At 66.6% G+C, this 18143-nt stretch carries 21 protein-coding genes and 2 pseudogenes; 17 read left to right on the top strand and 6 right to left on the bottom strand.

The genetic code is table 11. The features are described from left to right. Positions 1–179 precede the first annotated feature (179 nt). The gene (locus AB0878_RS36300) at positions 180–884 is read right to left on the bottom strand and encodes an alpha/beta hydrolase (protein WP_366585110.1); all 705 of its coding nucleotides are present in this window, start codon (positions 882–884) and stop codon (positions 180–182) included. A gap of 609 nt (positions 885–1493) precedes the next feature. Here AB0878_RS36300 and AB0878_RS36295 point away from each other — a divergent pair. The 3 genes from AB0878_RS36295 (at position 1494) to AB0878_RS36285 (ending at position 4267) form a co-directional block, all read left to right on the top strand. Continuing rightward, positions 1494–2290, top strand: a protein-coding gene (locus tag AB0878_RS36295) for an IS5 family transposase (RefSeq protein WP_366585108.1) whose coding sequence is annotated in 2 segments (ribosomal slippage) — positions 1494–1830 and positions 1830–2290 — 798 coding nt in all. Because the reading frame shifts where the segments join, the coding sequence is not laid out codon by codon here. Positions 2291–2380: 90 nt separating this feature from the next. Beyond that, positions 2381–3514 carry an IS701 family transposase gene (locus AB0878_RS36290; protein ID WP_366585096.1) on the top strand — a complete coding sequence of 378 codons (1134 nt, stop codon included), beginning with the start codon at positions 2381–2383 and terminating at the stop codon, positions 3512–3514. A gap of 597 nt (positions 3515–4111) precedes the next feature. Next, complete coding sequence (locus AB0878_RS36285) at positions 4112–4267, top strand: hypothetical protein (protein ID WP_366585094.1); 156 nt, start codon at positions 4112–4114, stop codon at positions 4265–4267. Positions 4268–4283: 16 nt separating this feature from the next. On the opposite strand, the gene AB0878_RS36280 is transcribed toward AB0878_RS36285, so the two are convergent. Continuing rightward, positions 4284–4595: a MerR family transcriptional regulator gene (locus AB0878_RS36280; protein ID WP_366585092.1), complete on the bottom strand. Its 312-nt coding sequence runs from the start codon at positions 4593–4595 to the stop codon at positions 4284–4286. Positions 4596–5409: 814 nt separating this feature from the next. On the opposite strand from AB0878_RS36280, the gene AB0878_RS36275 reads away from it, so the two are divergent. The 9 genes from AB0878_RS36275 to AB0878_RS36235 all read left to right on the top strand — a co-directional run bounded on the left by AB0878_RS36275 (position 5410) and on the right by AB0878_RS36235 (position 10983). Continuing rightward, complete coding sequence (locus AB0878_RS36275) at positions 5410–5841, top strand: Hsp20/alpha crystallin family protein (protein WP_366585090.1); 432 nt, start codon at positions 5410–5412, stop codon at positions 5839–5841. A 200-nt stretch (positions 5842–6041) separates the two neighbouring features. Beyond that, entirely contained in the window at positions 6042–6221 is a 180-nt protein-coding gene (locus AB0878_RS36270) for a hypothetical protein (RefSeq protein WP_366585088.1), read from the top strand. A 40-nt stretch (positions 6222–6261) separates the two neighbouring features. After that, complete coding sequence (locus tag AB0878_RS36265; protein WP_366585086.1) at positions 6262–6654, top strand: hypothetical protein; 393 nt, start codon at positions 6262–6264, stop codon at positions 6652–6654. Beyond that, positions 6651–6974 (top strand): J domain-containing protein, encoded by a 324-nt coding sequence (locus AB0878_RS36260; RefSeq protein WP_366585084.1) that lies wholly within the window; start codon positions 6651–6653, stop codon positions 6972–6974. Before AB0878_RS36265 ends, AB0878_RS36260 begins: the two co-directional genes overlap by 4 nt. Before the next feature lie 40 nt (positions 6975–7014). Continuing rightward, positions 7015–7767: a recombinase family protein gene (locus AB0878_RS36255; RefSeq protein WP_366585082.1), complete on the top strand. Its 753-nt coding sequence runs from the start codon at positions 7015–7017 to the stop codon at positions 7765–7767. A gap of 131 nt (positions 7768–7898) precedes the next feature. Further along, positions 7899–8828, top strand: coding sequence for a hypothetical protein (locus AB0878_RS36250; RefSeq protein WP_366585080.1), 930 nt, complete (start codon positions 7899–7901; stop codon positions 8826–8828). A gap of 203 nt (positions 8829–9031) precedes the next feature. Further along, positions 9032–9484 (top strand): hypothetical protein, encoded by a 453-nt coding sequence (locus tag AB0878_RS36245; protein ID WP_366585078.1) that lies wholly within the window; start codon positions 9032–9034, stop codon positions 9482–9484. A gap of 182 nt (positions 9485–9666) precedes the next feature. After that, positions 9667–9957, top strand: a complete 291-nt coding sequence (locus AB0878_RS36240; protein WP_366585076.1) for a hypothetical protein — start codon at positions 9667–9669, stop codon at positions 9955–9957. A 735-nt stretch (positions 9958–10692) separates the two neighbouring features. After that, positions 10693–10983, top strand: a complete 291-nt coding sequence (locus AB0878_RS36235; RefSeq protein WP_366585074.1) for an iron-sulfur cluster biosynthesis protein — start codon at positions 10693–10695, stop codon at positions 10981–10983. On the opposite strand, the gene AB0878_RS36230 is transcribed toward AB0878_RS36235, so the two are convergent. Next, entirely contained in the window at positions 10967–11149 is a 183-nt protein-coding gene (locus tag AB0878_RS36230; protein WP_366585072.1) for a hypothetical protein, read from the bottom strand. The genes AB0878_RS36235 and AB0878_RS36230 overlap by 17 nt on opposite strands. A gap of 42 nt (positions 11150–11191) precedes the next feature. Continuing rightward, a complete protein-coding gene (locus AB0878_RS36225; protein ID WP_366585070.1) occupies positions 11192–11671 on the bottom strand; it encodes a hemerythrin domain-containing protein in 480 nt (159 codons plus the stop codon). Positions 11672–11834: 163 nt separating this feature from the next. Here AB0878_RS36225 and AB0878_RS36220 point away from each other — a divergent pair. Together AB0878_RS36220 and AB0878_RS36215 are read left to right on the top strand one after the other, a co-directional pair. Further along, a pseudogene (locus AB0878_RS36220) lies at positions 11835–12840 on the top strand (cbb3-type cytochrome c oxidase subunit I); the annotation flags it as partial. Positions 12841–12952: 112 nt separating this feature from the next. Next, a complete protein-coding gene (locus AB0878_RS36215; protein WP_366585068.1) occupies positions 12953–13951 on the top strand; it encodes an IS481 family transposase in 999 nt (332 codons plus the stop codon). 59 nt (positions 13952–14010) lie between these two features. Here AB0878_RS36215 and AB0878_RS36210 read toward each other — a convergent pair whose 3' ends face one another. Beyond that, entirely contained in the window at positions 14011–15201 is a 1191-nt protein-coding gene (locus AB0878_RS36210; protein WP_366585066.1) for a zinc-dependent alcohol dehydrogenase, read from the bottom strand. A 317-nt stretch (positions 15202–15518) separates the two neighbouring features. Here AB0878_RS36210 and AB0878_RS36205 point away from each other — a divergent pair, with 317 nt between their 5' ends. Further along, on the top strand, positions 15519–16049 hold the full coding sequence (locus tag AB0878_RS36205) for a DUF6098 family protein (RefSeq protein WP_366585064.1): 531 nt from the start codon (positions 15519–15521) through the stop codon (positions 16047–16049). After that, the gene (locus AB0878_RS36200; protein WP_366585062.1) at positions 16000–16176 is read left to right on the top strand and encodes a hypothetical protein; all 177 of its coding nucleotides are present in this window, start codon (positions 16000–16002) and stop codon (positions 16174–16176) included. The genes AB0878_RS36205 and AB0878_RS36200 overlap by 50 nt, the downstream gene beginning before the upstream one ends. 157 nt (positions 16177–16333) lie before the next feature. Here the strand turns inward: AB0878_RS36200 and AB0878_RS36195 are convergent. Beyond that, positions 16334–16486, bottom strand: a pseudogene (locus AB0878_RS36195) (CBS domain-containing protein); the annotation flags it as partial. Between AB0878_RS36195 and phoU the strand changes: the two are divergent. Then, complete coding sequence (gene phoU / locus AB0878_RS36190) at positions 16434–17525, top strand: phosphate signaling complex protein PhoU (protein WP_366585060.1); 1092 nt, start codon at positions 16434–16436, stop codon at positions 17523–17525. The pseudogene AB0878_RS36195 and the gene phoU overlap by 53 nt on opposite strands. Positions 17526–18143: the final 618 nt, after the last annotated feature.

The following is an 18143-nucleotide window of genomic DNA, read 5'->3' as shown; positions in this document are numbered from 1 at the left end:
CCGGTCTCGATCACCATCTGCACAGCCTCGGCCTTGAACTGAGCGCTGAATCTCCGACGCTGCTCGGGCATACACCCATCCTCTCAGACAGGAGGCCCTGTCCAAGATCCTTGGTACACCCCACTTGACACACCCCAAAAGCCCCGGCCGGTGCCGGGGCTTTCCACTCGTTGAGTGCGTTACTTGGTGGTTGCGTCGACCGCGCTGAGGATGATGTCGGTGACCTTGTCGGGCCGCGAGACCAACACGGCGTGCGAGGCTTCCGGGACGACGACCGTGTGCGCGTGGGCGCGCTTGGCCATCCACTCCTGCGCCGCCGGCGGGATGTTCTTATCACCGGTCGGAATCAGGCTCCACGAGGGGATGTTCTTCCACGCGCCCGGGCCCGAGGCGTCGTTCAGGCCCGCCGCGGCGATCGGCCGCTGCTCGACGGCCATCAGGCGCGCCTGCGCCGACGGGACGTCGGCTGCGAACTGCTTCGGGAACAGGTCCTGCTTCACGTAGAGGTCGGTCTCGCCACCAGGAAGGGCGACCTGCTGGAGTGTGTCACCCAGCGTGCTGCCCGGGAACTTCGCGGACAGCTCAGCCGCGGACTCGCCCTGGTCGGGAAGGAAGGCCGCGATGTAGACGAGCGCCTGCACCTTGGGGTCGTTCAGCGCAGCGGCACTGATCACCGAGCCGCCGTAGGAGTGCCCGACCAGCACGACCGGGCCGTCGACGCTGTCCACCAGCGCCTTGATGTAGGCCCCGTCGGACGCGACACCGCGCAGCGGGTTGGCGGCCGCGATCACGGGGTAACCGAGCCGCTCGAGCCGCTCGACCGCACCGTTCCAGCTCGACGCGTCGGCGAACGCCCCGTGCACCAGCACGATCGTCGGCTTCACCTTGTGGCTTCCGTGCTGCGGCGTCCCCTGCCCCTGCGACGCCGCCGACGACGGCACGGCGGCGAACACCGCGGCCGCGGCCAGCGCCATCGTCGCGGCGACGATCTTCGTGAGGCGGGTACGTGTGCGCATCTCTGACTCCTCGGAATTCGGACTTCTTACTTACTTCTGAATGGTACAACTTAATTGTGTACAATCAGTTGACCCTGACGGAACAGGGCCCAAAGGGCACGAACGCGGCACTTCCGTCTTCCGATCCCGAGAGCGACCAGCCATCTCTGCGCCGAGCCGCGTTTCGACAACGCAGTCGCCGAGTCAATCCTCGCTACTCTCAAACCGAGATCGGCACAACCATGGGCCGTCCACAACGTGACCCGACAAGCAGTGCTCACCCACTCAGCAACCACCACCGTCTCCAGTGAACACTCGACTATCCGAGTCGCACGAAACACGTGTCAACTAACGTGAAGACAACACCCGGCGACATGAAATCCCAGTGCCGCACCTTGGGGAAAATTCAACCCAAGCGTGAAACAATCAACGACACTAAGAGCGTGTCTCAGTAGGGGTTTGGCTGGTCGTGGTGGATGATCTTGGGTTGTGGATGATCTGTCTCGGCGGCTGGTGCCGGATGAGTTGTGGGCGCTGGCGGAGCCGCTGATTCCGGAGCACGGGGTTCGTCCGCAGGGTGGTGGACCAGTGCGGGTGGATGACCGGGCCGTGTTCACGGCGATCGTGTTCGTGTTGACCAGCGGGTGCGCGTGGCGGTATCTGCCGCCGTCGTTCGGGATCACCGTGCCGACCGCGCATCGTCGGTTCACCGAATGGACCAAGGCCGGTCTGTGGCCTCGGCTGCATCGCGCGGTCCTCGACGAACTCGGCGGTCAGGGCATGATCGACTGGTCTCGGGCGGTCTGCGACGGAGCCTCCGTTCGAGCCAAAAAAGGGGACCCATGACCGGCCCCAACCCGGTCGATCGTGGCAAGAGCGGCTCGAAGATCCATGTCCTGTCCGACTGTGCCGGGCTGCCCCTGTCGGTAGCGGTGTCCGCGGCCAATACCAACGACTCCTATGCCCTCAAACCGCTGCTCATGGCCATTCCCGCGATCAAATCCCGACGTGGCCCCCGCCGGCGCAAACCGGGGAAACTACACGCCGACAAGGCCTACGACCAGGCTGACTTGCGGAAGTGGGTTCGCGACCGCGGCATCGAGGTCCGCATCGCCCGCAAGGGCATCGAGTCGAGCAAGAAGCTCGGCAAACATCGCTGGGTCATCGAACGATCCATCGCCTGGCTGTTCGACTACCACCGCCTCACCACCCGATACGACCGCCACGCCAACCACTTCTGCGCCTTCCTCACCCTCACTGCCACCCTCACCTGCTACAAGAAACTCACCTACTGAGACATTGTCTAATACTGCAACGACACTTCGTTATGAATCGACCGGCGTGTCGGTTAGGCTCGGGTTCGACGGTCGTGTAGTTGATCTTGTGTGCTGGAGATGGTGACGGACTGGTCGGCGCGTTTCGCTGCGTTCGCGGGGCGGTTCGCGGAGCGGTTTTCGCGGGTGGAGCCGCGGCGGCAAATGGTTTCCTACCTGCGGGGGCTGCTGGCGGAAGCCGAGCGCAAGAACGGCTGGACCCTGGCAGAGATGGCCGGTGAGACGGGTCCGCAGGGCATGCAGCGGCTGCTGAACTTCTACGCCTGGGACGCCGAGGGCATGCGTGATGATGTGCGCACTGCGGTGGTCGACGTGCTCGGGGACGCCGAACGTGGCGTGTTGATCGCCGACGAGACCGGATTCGTGAAGAAGGGCACGAAATCCGCCGGCGTGGCGCGCCAGTATTCGGGCACGGCTGGGCGGATCGAGAATTCGCAGATCGGCGTGTTCTTGGCGTACGCCTCGGATCGGGGGCGGGCTTTGATCGATCGCGAGTTGTACCTGCCGAAAGAGTGGATCGCGGATCGGGGAAGGTGCGCTGCAGCCGGTATTCCAGACGACGTCGGATTCGCGACCAAGCCCGAACTGGCACAACTGATGGTGGAACGCGCGCTCGCCGCGAGAATCCCGTTTGCATGGTTCACCGCCGATGAAGCCTATGGGCAGGTCGGGCGGCTACGGCTCTGGCTGGAAGAACACGACATCGCGCATGTGCTCGCAGTGCCCAAGTCCCAGATGGTGATTTCCATGGATCTGCGGCAGCGGCGTGTCCACGCCGTCATCGCGGACGTCGACCCGGCCACCTGGCAACGTCTGTCCTGCGGCGATGGCGCCCACGGGCAACGGATCTACGATTGGGCCGCCGTCGACATCCGCCCCCTGCGCCGACCAGAAGTCGGCCACTGGCTGCTGGCCCGCCGCTCAGTCAGCGACCCCACCGAGATCGCCTACTACATTTGCTTCGGCCCCGCCGCAACCGACCTCCAAGAACTGGTGCGCGTCGCCGGAACCCGCTGGGCAATCGAAGAAAGTTTTCAAACCGCGAAGAACGAAACAGGGCTCGACCACTACCAGGTCCGCCGATGCCAAGCATGGTATCGGCACATCACCCTCTCCATGGCGGCGGCGGCATTCCTCGTCATCACCCGAGACGCCGCGAAAAAAGGGGATCCGCACCCGGTCTGATACCGCTCGCGTCCAACGAAATCCGCAAACTGCTCAACCGCGTCACCGCACCGATCCGCCACACAATCCAGCATGCGATGCACTGGTCACGATGGCGACGCTCCAGCCAAGCCCGAGCACGTACTAGCCACTACCGACGACGCGGCCATCACGAAGTGTCGTTGCAGTACTAAGTGCCAAGTCGCCTCAATCGCTTCGACGCCTTTGAGCATCACGTCAGCGGAGGTCGCCTTGCCCAATAGGAGTTCCCTGGAAAGCGGGGGACTATTATACGGAGCGTGTGGCTCGTCGCCCACCATGCGGATCCGTCCGGTATAGCGCTGGCGCGCAAGCCTCGCATACGGCGCCGGCCTCGCCCGGACACCGCGGCCATCCCGACCTACAGTGCCGCGGCCCTCGCGTACCCCAGACAGCGTCGACCATGACGCACGAGCTCACGCACGAGTACTTCGGCGACGCCGTGCCGGTGCGCTGCTCGGACGACATGTCGCTGAGCGACGGTCTGGCCAGGTCTGGACCGGCATCCACGGGTGTCACGTCCGCGGACTGCCCGCCTGGTTGGCGCTACTCACGGCTACGGAAGCCGACGACCTCGTCATGACGGCGCACCAGCGGGCGGCGGCCCTGCGTGCGGAGGCCGAGGACGCCGTCCGCCGGACCCAGGTCCAGCTCCGCGCGATCGACGAGGTGCTCGCCGACGCCGAGTCCGTTTTGAACGAAAGGACCGCGTTGCCCGTGGCTGCTGCTGCATAACCGGCGATGAGTCGAGTCAGCGCTCGTCGAGCTGGGCGCGCAGGTCGTGGATCGTGGTTTCGGCGTCCGCGAGCTGGTCTTGCAGGCCGATAATGCGGGCAGCGGCGGCGAGGTTGTGGCCGTCATCGAGTTGCTCGCGCAGCCGGACCACGAGAACGAGCTGGCGGCGGGAGTAGCGACGATGTCCGCCGTCCGAACGCTGGGGCCGCACCAGATCCGCAGTGTCCAGGCTGCGCAGAAACGCTTCCTGCACGCCCAGCATCTTCGCGGCCTGCCCGGTGGTGAAGGCCGGGTAGTCCTGGTCGTCGAGGTTCCCCAGACCAGCCACGCACACCTCCTTCGCCGATTGTCAGGAGCGCGTCAGCCGCTCCAGATTATCTAGTTCAAATGCTTGACACAACTTGCAGTGCGCGCTATAGAAATGGATAGGCGGTACATGACCTGGTGTCGAACACGATGATGTTGCCGGGGAGTGATCGACGATGCCGGACACCACACGTCACGGGGCGGTGACCAGCGGGTTCGCTGAGCTGGTCTGCGCCGACGAGGCCTGGCTGCGCGCGGAGTTCGACGCGATCATCACCGCCAACTTCGGAGTTTTTCCGCCACCTCTGGCACGGCCGCGGCCTGGATCCGCGGGCCCGCGGCAACCCGGCCGCACGCCCCGGGCGGCCGCCACCGGCGACCGGCCGGTCGCCGGGGTGGTGTCGGCGATGCGAGGCGGTCATCGGCAGCGTTCCCCTCCGTTGACCAGTGCGCTCAGCAATCAGCGAGTGATCTCGAAAGGTAGGTGATGCCCGCACACTCGCTGGAGCCCGCCACCGCGCAGTTCGTTCGCCGGCGAGGATGCCTGCTTCGCCAGACGGCCGAGGAGACCCTGACAGCGGTCCCGGCCCCGCGTCTAGCGGCGCACTTTCGCGACATCCGAGCCGGCGCGACTGCAGCCAGGGCGGGCACCGGGGTAAACGACGTAGCGATCGCACATGCAACCCACCGAACTGGTTCCGGCCGCCGCCACCGGCGGTGGCGGCGGCCGGAGTTCGACGAGCACACCAACCCAGCCGTATAGGCACACAAACCGCCGCCGGCCACCCGCACGCCAGCGGTGACGCCCAGGGAAGGAGTAAAGGAGGCGGATGGTCATGTTGATGCGGACTGACCCGTTCCGGGAGCTGGACCGGCTGACCCAGCAGTTCTTCGGCGCCAACGGCACCACGTCGCGGCCGGCGGTCATGCCGATGGACGCCTACCGGTCCGGCAATGAATACGTGGTGCAGTTCGACCTGCCGGGTGTCGCACCGGAGTCCATCGACCTGGACGTGGAGCGCAACGTGCTCACCGTCAAGGCCGAACGCAGCCCGGACTACGACCAAGGCGCCGAGGTGCAGGTGTCCGAACGGCCTCGCGGGGTGTTCTCCCGCCAGCTGTTCCTAGGCGACACCCTCGACGCAGACAACATCGACGCGCGCTACGACGCGGGTGTGCTGACCCTGCGGGTACCGATCGCCGAGCAGGCCAAGCCGCGCAAGATCGCCATCAGCGGCGGGAGCGAGGCCAAGCAGATCAACGCCTGAGCGGCCCGAACCCCGGCTCGGCCCCTTCGCGGCCCCGCCTCGCGCGGCTTCGACCGCCGCGGGCGGGGCCGGCGTCGTCTTCGCCACCGGCACCCGAACCGGCTGCCGCGGTGCGCTCGGGACCGCCTGCACCAAACCGCCGGCCACTCCGGCCCCGCGGCGGCCTGACCAGCCTCATCAATCCGAAAGGAGAACCGGTCATGCTCGACGAAGCCCCCACCCACGATGTCGCCGACCAGCAGCGTCTCGCCCGCCCCGAGCCCGACGAGAACGAACCGGCGCTGTCGGGCATCGGGGACTCGCTCGACGCCGATCCGGCCGACGTTGCCGACCAGCACCGCGACGCACCGGTACTCGAGGAGCGCGAGCCCTGGCCCTGACCCGGGCCGGCTGGACCACAAAACGAGGAGAGCGGAAACGATGAGCACCACCGGACGCCAACCGGCCACCATCACCACCACGCTGGCCACGACGGCACGCGATCTGCGGCGCGCGGTCCGCGCGGCCGACCTGGCCCAGACGCCGGGCCCGGGTCAGCTGCGCGACGCCGGCTGGCAGCTCACCCAGCTCACCGGCGAGCTGACCGATCTAGTCACCCTGCTGACCGAATACACCGGTCACCACATCCAACGCCCCGAGCAGCTCCGCCAGGTCGACGGCGCACCGGCCACCGCCCCCCTGGCCTCCGCCTGCCGGGAACTGGCCACCCTGCGCCACGCCCTCGACACCGCCCACACCGCCGCGCGCGCCTACTACACCGAACTCAGCCAGCTCACCACCGCTGCGCCCGGTCCGCCTCGGCCCGCGCCATGAACACCTCTCACCCACCGGCACTGCCCGACCCGCACACGGTGCTCGGACTGTCCCCCGGCGCCACCGGCGCCGAGATCACCGCCGCCTACCGGCACGCGATCCGCGACTGCCACCCCGACGCACCACACCCCGACCGCGACCGGCTCGCGGCCGTGATCGCCGCCTACCGCCAGCTCCGCAACCACGCCCAGCAGCCCACTCAAGCGCACCGACGCTCCACACACAGCCGCGACATTCCTGTCCGCGTGCACCCCCACACCACACCGCCAGCGCCAGACATGCGCGCCGGCCCCGTCCAACGCCACCCCGACCGAACGTGATCGCCTAGGCGCGACATTCGCTCGGCCCCATAGCCAGACCATGACCGTCCGACGGCAAGGCGTGTCTCAGAAACGATCGTTCGCGAGACGCTCGTGGTTGATCGGCGTTTTCGCAGGAGAGATCTGTAAAGCATGCCGTGTCCGCGCCAATGTCACGTTCTCGGGGGTTTGCGATACGGTCTGGACCATGCGGATCGGATACGGGCGGGTGTCCATCCGCGGCCAGCACCCGGAGGCTCAGCGCGACGCGCTCGCGGCGGCCGGGTGCGACGAGATCTTTTTCGACAAGGCCTCGGGCAAGCTCGCGCGCCGGCCGGAGCTGGATAAGGCGCTGCTGTCGGCCAACCGGGCCGGTGACCAGCTCGTGGTGACCAAGCTCGACCGGCTCGGCCGGTCACTGGAGCATCTGATCGAGCTGTCCAAGCAGTTGCAGGCGAAGGGTGTGGACCTGGTGGTGCTCGACCAGGGCATCGACACGTCCACCGCAGTCGGGCGGATGTTCTTCCAGATCCTCGGCTCGATCGCCGAGTTCGAGCACGCCCTGATGTCCGAACGCACCATGGACGGCCTGGCCGCGGCTCGCGCGCGCGGCCGCACCGGCGGGCAGAAACCGAAACTCGGCGCCCGTCAGGTGCAGCTCGCTCGACAGATGTACGAGGAGCGTGGCGACGATGGCAAGCGCCGCTACACCGTCGCCCAGATCGCCGCCGAGTTCGGCGTCACCCGTCCCACCATCTACCGGCACCTGGGTAAGGCCCTCGACACCGTGCCTGCGACGGCAACGTCGGCCTGACCAGCGCCAGTTCGACGACCAACCAGGAGCGGCTGCCGCGCGACCACCACGATGCCGCCCCTCGCGGACCGCCCTCGACGTCAGCAGCATCCCTGAGCTGTAGCGCGCAGAGCGGTTCGAACGATTTCGTCGTGATGAACTCTCTCCCCGGAGAAGCCGAAGCAGGCGAGCGCCTGAAGCGAACGGCGTTGCGTGACTTCGGGCCTTGGCCCGAAGGCGAAGAGGAGCAGGTAGGGATGGCCTACCGGGCGGGGATAAGCCCTGACGAGGCGCCGGTCCCGGCGCTGCTCAAGTACGCGCTCACTCTCATCGGGCTGATGGCGTACGGACCTGCCGAGAAGGTCGCGTGGTGGGTCAACTTCACGTACTGCGGCGAGAGGTGCCGGCTGGCACATCAGAAGTTTGGCCTGCGGCTCTACCTGTGGACTGAAGCATCCGAGGAGGAAGCGCAGAAGACGCAGGCCCAGATCGCCAAGAAGCTCCAGTCCTCGACTCGCACCGTTGAGAAGCTGGTCCTGGCCGCGGCGCCAGAGCTTCTGGGCAACGGGAACGCCACCGTCATCAACCAACACGTATCGCTGCGTCGCGCCTACGAGTACTTCCGCGGACGTGCCGTCGATCCGACGGTCATCGGAGACGTGACGACTGTCGGAGAGTTGAGCACCGGGTCCGCCACGTCGTTCACGAGCGGCAAGATCCAGATGCAGTTGAACGCTTTCCACGACATGGTGGCGGCGATCTCGGCGTACATCAGCCTGCTGGAGCATGACCTCGTGCTGGCGCTGGCGTTCAGTGGTTTTGACCCGTCCAACGACGACCTCACGGCCATGATCGGATCACGGTGGGGCGACAAATTCGATCGCTTACTTGGCAAGGAAGGTGATGCCGGCCGCTATCGGCAGCGCCTCTCCGACGTCGTCGAGCGATGGCGCAATCCGTACTCCCATGGCGGATTCGAAAAGGGTCACGGCGCCACCATCTACCTCCACACGCCGGGAGTGGGAGCGGCGGTGCCAGTCGGCCTGACGAAGGTGAGGTCAGGGTCGGGCCATTGCGGATAAATGTTCCACCTTCGGTTACCAACATTTCGCTGAATTACTGACGTTGACCTGAACGAGTTCACCCGTCACCGACGTCAGCCACGACGGTTCTCCGTTCCGGCCTCGGGAATGGTGGCACGCAGCTCGGTGATCTGCCGCTGCATCCGCTCGACCTGCTCGGCCACGTCGTGGCTGGCGTCGCCCATCTGCTTCAGGTGGCGCTGATGCGTGAGGAACGCGACGAGCGTGACGCGCCGGAGTTCTCCGTGTCGGCGGTCGACGCCTTCACTGTGGACACGGAGTACTTCGCGGCCAAGCTCGTGCTGCGCATGGAGCGAGGTCAGCCGCTGCGTTCGCTGACCGTGACCCCCTCGGGTGACTCCGTCGAAAACAGCGGCCTGCGCCAGTTAACCGTCGGCGGCGTCGCCGCCGGCATCGAGCTCACCTTCGACGACGTCCGGCACGGACGCGAGCTGCGGTTCTTCGTCAGCACCAAAGACGGCTACGTCGGCACGACCATCGACCTCGAGTTGATCTGCCACGAGCGCGCAGGCGACCGAACCTGGCAACGCCACTACGCCTGCACCATCGACCAGCGCCCCGAAACACCACCGGCGTGGGCAACCTTTGTCCCACTCACCTCGTACTGCAACGGCAGGTTGGTGGTGTTGTGGTAGATCATCGAACTGCTGACGAATAGCTTTCCCTACTTGTTCTCCGGAACCCCTTCCGTCGACAAAGGACCGGGAAACGATGTATGCCGTGGGGTGGTAACGGCGCGTTTGACCGGCATTCAACCGGGTACGCAGCGGAGATACAAACCCGCTTGGGTTTACAGCCCGGCCGAAAGGAGCGCATCATGGCCGGCCACGACGACCAGCACGGCTGGTCCGAGGACATCGGCACCGAGGGCAACACCGCCGCCGAAGCCGGGAGAAAAGCGCGGGAGAAGCCGGAGCACGAACCCGACCCCCACCGCGACTACTCCCCGGGCGGCACACTCTCCGACACGGACATCGAACCCGGCTCACCGTTCGGCGCGGGAGAAAGCACAACGCGCCGCGGCGAGGAAATCGGCCCGGAGCCCGGCGAGGCCGCCGAGGGCCACAAGGGCGTCTCGCAACGCCCCTATGGCAGTTCGCCCGATTAATACCCGAGGACCTGAAGCGACTTTAATACCCTCCGGGCCGGCACTGTTCCCAGGGCCGGTCGGCCGAAAAAGGTCCGTCGTGGCCTGGCGCATCGCCTGCGCGCAGACGACGCACATTTCGGTCATCTCGGTACCGAGCCGAGCCAGCTCCTGACGGAACGTCTTTCGCGGACCGACCACAACCCTCTCGCGCGGCTCCAACCACCGCGTCAGCAGACTCGACGACCCGCCGGACGGCTACGACCGGGCAGGTCGGCCGGGTCGCCGGAGCCCCCATCGACCTTCCCGATTATCCGGACCCAAGCTGGCGAAACGTCTTCATTCACAGCCGCGCCGGTGTGCTGCTCCGACACCTTTGGGCCGAGGGGGCTGAAGTGGCCAACAAGAACCCTGCCCAGTTCGGAGGACGCCGAAGAGAAGCGGTCCGGCAACCGTCAGAGGCTGCCGAGCCGAAGTTTGACCTCGACCTCGCGGCCGAGCCTCCGGTCCACAGCACGGTTGCCGTCGCTCCCGCGTCCGTCCGTCATCAACCTCCCCGCCGACGCAGGCCACCATCGACCCGCCGCGGCGGTTGAGCGCCGGCCGAACCGGGTACTTGCCGCTGCCCGGACACTCCACTGATGATCTCGCGCCGATCAAGTAACCAGAGAACCACCGGAGATCGCCAGCGCGCGAGGCTGAACACCCGCGGGCGAAAACCGCCGATTCGCCGACGCAGAGAAAGTGAAACCATCGATGTTCACCGTGACCGAATCCGCCGCCGAGGCGATCAAGCAGCTCACCGCGGCCCAGAACGTCCGCGCCGACGGCGGCCTCCGCCTCACGCTCGATGGCCCGCCACAGGACGGCGCCGCGCTCACTGTCGACGTGACCGCGCACCCTGTGGCTGGGGACGATGTCGTCACGACCGCCGACGCCCATGTGTTCCTCGCCCGCGAAACCCGGGTCCGGCTCGCCGACAAAACCCTTGACGTCCGCAAAGACATCGACGGCCACTACACCTTTCTGATCACGACGACACATTGAGCAGCACCGAAACTGCGTCGCCGGTCGATCCCATCGGCATCATTCCGTCCATGACCGGCATCAGTTGGTGCAGCAACCCGTCGCCCAGGTGGCGCCCGGTTGAGCAGTCAGCCGGCTGCCATCGCAAAAAGTGCGCCCAGACAAGTGCCTTCACCGCTACGCCCACCAGCCACCTCGAGCGAAATCCGAGCACCGACCGCGCAGTCGATCAGGCAGTCGAGCTGCTCAGTTTCAACGGGTCCTTCGGCGCGCGCGCCCGGGCGTCGAGCATCTGGCGGCCCAGCTCCTGCAGTCGCTTGCGCCCCAGCGCGGACCGCACCTGCGGGAACCACTCGTCCTCTTCTTCTGCCACATGGTGGCGCACGTTCTCGGTGAGCACCGAGACCTTCGCGTCGAACGTCTCGTCCGTGGCGGCCAAGCCGGCGAGCTCCGAAAGCATCCACACGACGACGTGATGCTCCTCCACGCTTTCCAACACGTGGTCCTTCGTCTCGGGCACAGCCGAACGCGCTGCGGGGTAGAAGATCTCTTCCTCGATGTACGCGTGAATGGTCAGTTCCTCGATGATCGAGTCGGCGATCCCGCGCTTTTCGTTGTACGCGTTCTCCCCCGCCTTCTCGAACTGCTTGAACAAGCCTTCCACCGTCTTGTGGTCCTTCTTCAACAGCACGATCGCGTCCGTGGACACAGGCCCCTCCTCAATCAGGCTCCCACCCGGCGGCCACCCGCCGGTTCACGCCGGAGTACCCCCGTCGGCGGTACAGAAACCCGCTGGGAAGGGCTCAGCTCGAAAGCGTCACGGCGTGGACAGCCGATTCGAGGTCTCCCCGCACTGTGAGCTCGTCTGCGAGTGGCTCTACCTCTTCGGCGGCCTGATCGTGCTCAGCGCCTTCCTCACGCCCGGCGGCGCCCCGGACTTCGGCTGGACCGCTTACACCCCGCTGTCGAACGCCGTCCACTCGCCCGGAATCGGCGTCGACCTGTGGATCATGGGGTTGATCGTGTCCGGGCTCGGCACGATCCTGGGCGCGGTCAACATGACCACCACGATCCTTTGCGTGCGCGCGCCGGACATCACGATGTGGCGGATGCCCCTGTTCGCTTGGAACACACCGCGATCCCCATCACTGGCATTCCCGATCCTTACGGTCGCGCTGTTCGAGCTCGAGGCCTGTCGACAGCTCGGCGCCCACGTGTTCGACCCGGCCAATGTCGGCGCCATCCTGCGGCAGCACCTGTTCTGGTTCTTCGGGCGCCCGGGGCTGCATCGTCGCACTGCCCTTCTTCGGGATCGTGACGGAGATCGTCCCGGTGTTCAGCCGCAAGCCCCTCTACGGCTACCGGCTGATGGTATTCGCGACCATCGGCATCATCGCGCTCTCGGCGACGATGTGGGCTCACCACACGCTCGCGACCGGAGCGGTGCTGCTGCCGTTCTTCTCGATCCTTACGTTCCTCATCGCCGTGCCGACCGGGATCAAGTTCTTCAACTGGATCGGGACGATGTGGAAAGGCACGCTGAGTTTCGAAACGCCGATGCTGTGGTCGGCCGGGTTCATGGTGACCTTCCTGCTCGGCGGGCTGACCGGCGTGATCCTCGCCTCGCCGCCGCTCGACTTCCACGTGCACGACACGTACTTCGTCGTCGCGCATTTCCACTACGTGCTGTTCGGCACGATCGTGTTCGCGACCTTCGCCGGGATCTACTTCTGGTTCCCGAAGATGACGGGCCGGATGCTCGACGAGCGGCTCGGAAATTGGCAGTTCTGGTTGACGTTCATCGGGTTCCACCTGACGTTCCTGGCACAGCACTGGCTGGGCGCCGAAGGGATGCCGCGCCGCTACGCCGACTACCTGTTGCGGGACATGACGTTAGTGTCGGCTGACGGGGCCTGAGGATGGGGACAGGTCTTTCGGCGGCAGGATGAGAAGTGCGACCAACTCGTCCGTCGAGCAGAAAGACCCGTCCGTGTCCCACCGTAATGCCCCGCTGTCGATCGACGGCCGCCGCCGGCTGGTCGCGCGCTGCCGGCATCGTCCGATCGCGCATGTCGCGGACGAGATGGGCATCTCCCGCCAATGCGCCAGCAAATGGGTCAACCGCTATCGCCGCCACGGCGAGACCGGCCTGCTCGACCGGCCCAGCGTCCCGCACCACCAGCCGAGCTCCACCCCCGCCGAGGTGGTGGCCCGGATCGAGCAGCTGCGCCGGCAACGCAAGCACTCCGCCCGCCGGATCGCCACTGAACTGAGCGCCGAGGGCATCACGATCTCGGTCCGCACCGTCGGGCGGCACCTGCTTGCGCTGGGCCTCAACCGGCGTCGGCTCCTTGATCCCACCGGCGCCAACCGAGAACCACGCCGGATCATCGCCCGCTGGCCCGGGCACATGGTCCACCTGGACGTGAAGAAGACCGGTCAGATCCCCGACGGCGGCGGCTCGCGCGTCCACGGCAAAGGCAGCGACCAGGACAGGGCGATTGCCCGCGGCAAGACCCGCGGCGGCCGGGCCCGCTACACCTACCTGCACTCCGCCATCGACGGCTACTCCCGCCTGGCCTACACCGAAGCCCTGCCCGATGAGAAGGCTCGGACCGCGATCCGGTTCGTCCACCGCGCGCGGGCGTTCTTCGCCCGCCACGGCATCACCCACATCCACCGCCTGGTCACCGACAACGGCGCCTGCTATCGAGCCCGCGACTTCGCCACCGTTCTACGCGGCGCCCGCCACCAGCGGATCACCCCCTACACCCCACGCCACAACGGGAAAATCGAACGCTACAACCGGATCCTGGTCGAAGAATTCCTCTACGCCCGCCTCTGGACCAGCGAACAGCACCGCACATCAGCCTTGACCGTCTGGAGCGTCCACTACAACGAGCATCGACCACACACTGCCGCCGGAAACCAGCCACCGGTCACCCGGCTCCACACAGGCGTCACCAACGTCAAGGCCTCATACAGCTAGCTTTGGCGATAGGTTCTTCTCGGATGCGGGTCGACGGTGTGTGCCACTCCGTGCGGTCCTCAGGCGACGGGCTGCAGAAGGATCTTCTGGGCGCCCTCGCGCTTCTTCTGGAAGATGTCGTACGCGCGCGGCGCGTCGGCCAGCGGCAGCTTGTGCGTGGCGAATCCCTCGACGCCGAGCGGGTCGTCGTCGGCGGTGAGGACCGGCATGATGTCGTCGATCCAATGCCGCACATTGGCTTGGCCCATGCGCAGCTGGATCTGCTTGTCGAACAGTTCCATCATCGGCAGCGGGTCGACCATGCCGCCATACACGCCGGACAGCGAGATCGTGCCGCCGCGACGCACGCTGTCGATCGCGGCGTACAGCACGCTCAGGCGGTCGATCCCCGCTTTCTCGGTGATCTTTGCGCCGACCTGCTGCGGCAAAAGGGCGACGAGATTGTGTGCTAATCGGCCGATCGGCGCACCGTGGGCCTCCATGCCGACGGCGTCGATCACCGCGTCCGCGCCCCGACCATCCGTGAGTTGCCGGATCGACTCGGCGATGTCCTTGTGGTCACGGATGTCGAGGCTGGTGGCGCCGTGGGAACGCGCCCGCGCGAGCCTGTCCGGTACGAGGTCGACGCCGATCACCTCGTCGGCCCCGCGGTGCCGCGCGATGCGGCAGGCCATCTGCCCGATCGGCCCGAGCCCGAACACCGCGACCGAACCGCCGTCGGGCACGCTCGCGTACTCGACGGCCTGCCATGCAGTCGGGACCACGTCGGACAGGTAGACGAACCGCTCGTCTGGCGGGCCGTCCGGGACCTTGATCGGCCCGTACTGGGCTTGCGGCACCCGCAGGTACTCTGCCTGCCCTCCGGGCACCTGGCCGTAGAGCTTGGTGTACCCGAGCAGCGACGCGCCCTTGCCCTGACTCGTTACCTGCGTCGTCTCGCACTGCGACTGAAGGCCACGTTCGCACATCCAGCAATGACCGCACGAGATGTTGAAGGGGACCACGACACGGTCGCCGGGCTTGATCCCGGTCACGGCCGCACCGACTTCCTCTACCACGCCCATCGGCTCGTGCCCGAGGATATCGCCCTCGGTCATGAACGCGCCAAGGACCTCGTACAGGTGCAAATCCGACCCACAGATCCCGGTGGACGTGATCCGCACGATCGCGTCCGTCGGCTCCTGAAGCTTCGGGTCGGGCACGGTGTCCACGCGGACGTCGCGCTTGCCGTGCCAGGTCACTGCCTTCATCGATCTCCCTTTCACCGTGGAGAAAGCCAACTGGTTCCGGGATTTCCTGACGACCGGCCGGGCAAACGCGATTCACCTGTCTGGAAATGGTCCATGTGAACTGCTGAAGCTGTCGCGTTGTGCCTTTTCAGAAGGGCACATGGCGCAGCGGGACGTGCATGCTCTGCCATGGTCTCTGCAGACGTTTGCATCCCAACACGCAGCGCACCCGAGCACGGTGACCTTCGTGTCGAACGTCTCGTGTGGCGGGTCGCGGTCGGTGAGCCCGGGCAGCACCCAGACGGCGACGTAGTGCCTCCACGCTTATCATCTGCTCGGTGCGATTGTGGCTGGCACGCCGGCTCTACGACTACGAGCACCTGCGCGGTCCCGGCGTTCGGCCCTGGGTGTTGCGTGGCCTGGAGATCGCCCGCGGACCCGGCAACGAACCGCTGATCGCTGGGCGGTCTCGACTGCCAGCGCAAGGCTATTGGCGAAATTCGGCTGGAGATGTGTTGAACGGCGCGAGAATCCCGAGCTGGAACCGCTACCCGGTGCCACCTCGTGCCGGGCACGCCGGCTACGTCGGTGAGGCCGGCGCGCACGAGACCAGGTGCGGGGCCCCCGCCACCCTCCGCCGGGGCATCGCAGCACCACGCCTCAATCCGCAGCGGTTTGGCCGACAGCCCTCGGCAACGGGATTCCCGTGGGACCGACTGCGTGCCGGTGTGGGCGCAATCAGTCTTGAACGCTCGTTATCCGCCTGCGGCCACCCCAAACACGAGGTTCGCCGGATCACAGACCGGGCACGGCAAGGACATGCGCGATGGCACCGAACACCACGACATCGCCCGGCCCACCACGCCTGACCCTGGCCGCACCACCGATGACAGCCTGTACGACCCCGGCGAGGGCCGCCCGCCCAAAGATGTCGACGACGCCGAGGACACCGGGCAGCGCATAATCGGCGAGCAACGCGAACGCCGACGTGAGTGATCGAGGGCCGCACTCGTTCACGTGCGGCCGCTTCGACCACGGCGCCCCTTCGTCTGGGCCCATCACCTTCGTGTCGCGTCGCGGGAGGACCGGCTCGCCTTCACCGCTGCCGACAGCACTCCCTCGACGCCGTCGTCCGCGCCAAACTTCACGGCCTCCCCTGCGCCAGCTCGCCCACGTGCACCGCGCGCGGGTCCTTGTCTTCGGCCGGCACCTTCACCACGATGTCGCGCTCAGTCACCATGCCCGTAAGACGGTTGTTCTCGCCGCAGATCGCGAGCGCGCCCACGTGCTTGCCGGACCATGGCAAGGCGGCGTTGCATGCCGATGCCCGTGACCATGCCGATCACGCCCCGGCCTGCCAACGCAGTGTGCAGGCGAGCGTCGGTTTGGGCAGCGACGAGCGCGACCGCGGCGCGGATGGCGAACATGCGGCCGTTCTGCTCTGTCTCGTCGCCGAAGGCGTCCCTCTCGGTGGAGACGAACCCACCCACAAAAGATCTTGTAACACCGCGGCGCCGGTACCTCGCACCGCGACGACAATCGTGGACACGCGGCGCGGCGGCATGGCGCGCAGCGGGCCCACCGGCAGGAACTTCTCCACCCTCACCTGCCGGCGGGCTTTACGCGAGTGCCGCCGAGACGCCGCGGGGCCGGCTTACGGCTGGCCGGACGAGGGACACGGTGCGGACATGCGCGAGAGCTTTCACGAAGAGCTGAACCGTCTCAGTGCACAGCTGAGGCAGATGTGCACGCTTGCGGCCGAAGCGATCCGCCGGGCAAGCAGATCGCTGTTAATCGCAGACCTGGACCTCGCCGAGCAGGTGATCGCCGCCGACGCCGAGATCGACTGGGCCCGTGCGGATTGCGAGTCGCACGCCCAGGCCCTGCTGGCCCTCCAAGCACCCAAGGCACACGACCTGCGGATTATCCTGGCCACGATCTACTGCGCCGAACGGCTCGAGCGGATGGGCGACCTGGCCGCGCACGTCGCCGACACCGCCCGCTTCGCCCATCCCCACCACGCCGTGCCCGCCCAGCTCGAATACGACTTCGCCGAGATGGCCGACGCCGCCGCCGGCATGGCGGACCGGCTTGCCGAGCTGATCGAGCGCCAGTGCCCGTGCGGATTCGCCGACCTCGCCGACACCGACCAGACCATCGACACCATCCATGCCCACGTCCTCACACTGATCACCAGCGACCAGTGGCTTCACGGCGTCCAGACGGCCATCAACCTCGCCCTGCTCGCCCGGTTCTACGAACGGTTCGGCGACCACGCCGTCGCCATCGCCAACCGACTGGGCTTCGCCGCCACCGGCGAACTTCCCATCCCCACTCACACCTAACTGGGCACCACGTCGGCCCGCGGTTTTGAGCCTCATTCCTTGGTCAAGGACGACGTTTTTTAATCCCGACAAACACGCCACCTATACCGGGCTGGGACTTCGGCATCCGAAAACTCGTTCGACGGCCTGCTCGCCCCCGGCCACGTCCGCGCCCCTGTCCGTGTTCGCCTCGTCGTGACAAACGTAAGCCGCGCGCTGTGGCACCGTGCCCGACATACCCTCGGGCGGTGCGGCGTCACAGCATCCGGCGCCGCCTGGGCACGTCGTTGTGTCACCCGTTGAGAGCAACGTGACTGTGACCGTGAGCGGTAGCTGTCACCGCGAGCAGCGGTAAGCGAGCGTTGCACGCGAACGAGCAAGGCCTTCTGGCACCTAGCGTGAATGCTTGTTGTCACCCACTGCGCTCAAGAACCTCCGTCCGTCGATTCACTGGTATAGCCCGAATACTCTGCGCGGTAGCGAAGAGCAGGGTCGGCACCGGTGGGAGAGATGCGCGGATGTGGTACTTGCGAGTCGCGTGGTTGCACGGGTTCGCCGAAGAACCAGCCGTGCCGCCCGGTGCTGCGCTCATGACTCTCGTCGCGCGGCGGCTGCACGACGAGCGACACCGGTACCCGA

The sequence above is a fragment of the Amycolatopsis sp. NPDC047767 genome (assembly GCF_040704195.1).
In the GTDB taxonomy this organism is placed as follows: Bacteria; Actinomycetota; Actinomycetes; order Mycobacteriales; family Pseudonocardiaceae; genus Amycolatopsis.
The sequence above is the reverse complement of the archived record's forward strand: the minus strand, read 5'-3'. Positions and strand labels throughout refer to the sequence as shown.

Excerpts from the sequence above, each read along its gene's own strand:
- AB0878_RS36285 (WP_366585094.1), top strand. The coding sequence starts at position 4,112 with ATGACGGCGCACCAGCGGGCGGCGGCCCTGCGTGCGGAGGCCGAGGAC.
- AB0878_RS36275 (WP_366585090.1), top strand. The coding sequence starts at position 5,410 with ATGTTGATGCGGACTGACCCGTTCCGGGAGCTGGACCGGCTGACCCAG.
- AB0878_RS36270 (WP_366585088.1), top strand. The coding sequence starts at position 6,042 with ATGCTCGACGAAGCCCCCACCCACGATGTCGCCGACCAGCAGCGTCTC.
- AB0878_RS36265 (WP_366585086.1), top strand. The coding sequence starts at position 6,262 with ATGAGCACCACCGGACGCCAACCGGCCACCATCACCACCACGCTGGCC.
- AB0878_RS36260 (WP_366585084.1), top strand. The coding sequence starts at position 6,651 with ATGAACACCTCTCACCCACCGGCACTGCCCGACCCGCACACGGTGCTC.
- AB0878_RS36255 (WP_366585082.1), top strand. The coding sequence starts at position 7,015 with ATGACCGTCCGACGGCAAGGCGTGTCTCAGAAACGATCGTTCGCGAGA.
- AB0878_RS36245 (WP_366585078.1), top strand. The coding sequence starts at position 9,032 with ATGCGTGAGGAACGCGACGAGCGTGACGCGCCGGAGTTCTCCGTGTCG.
- AB0878_RS36240 (WP_366585076.1), top strand. The coding sequence starts at position 9,667 with ATGGCCGGCCACGACGACCAGCACGGCTGGTCCGAGGACATCGGCACC.
- AB0878_RS36235 (WP_366585074.1), top strand. The coding sequence starts at position 10,693 with ATGTTCACCGTGACCGAATCCGCCGCCGAGGCGATCAAGCAGCTCACC.
- AB0878_RS36210 (WP_366585066.1), bottom strand. The coding sequence starts at position 15,201 with ATGAAGGCAGTGACCTGGCACGGCAAGCGCGACGTCCGCGTGGACACC.
- AB0878_RS36200 (WP_366585062.1), top strand. The coding sequence starts at position 16,000 with ATGCGCGATGGCACCGAACACCACGACATCGCCCGGCCCACCACGCCT.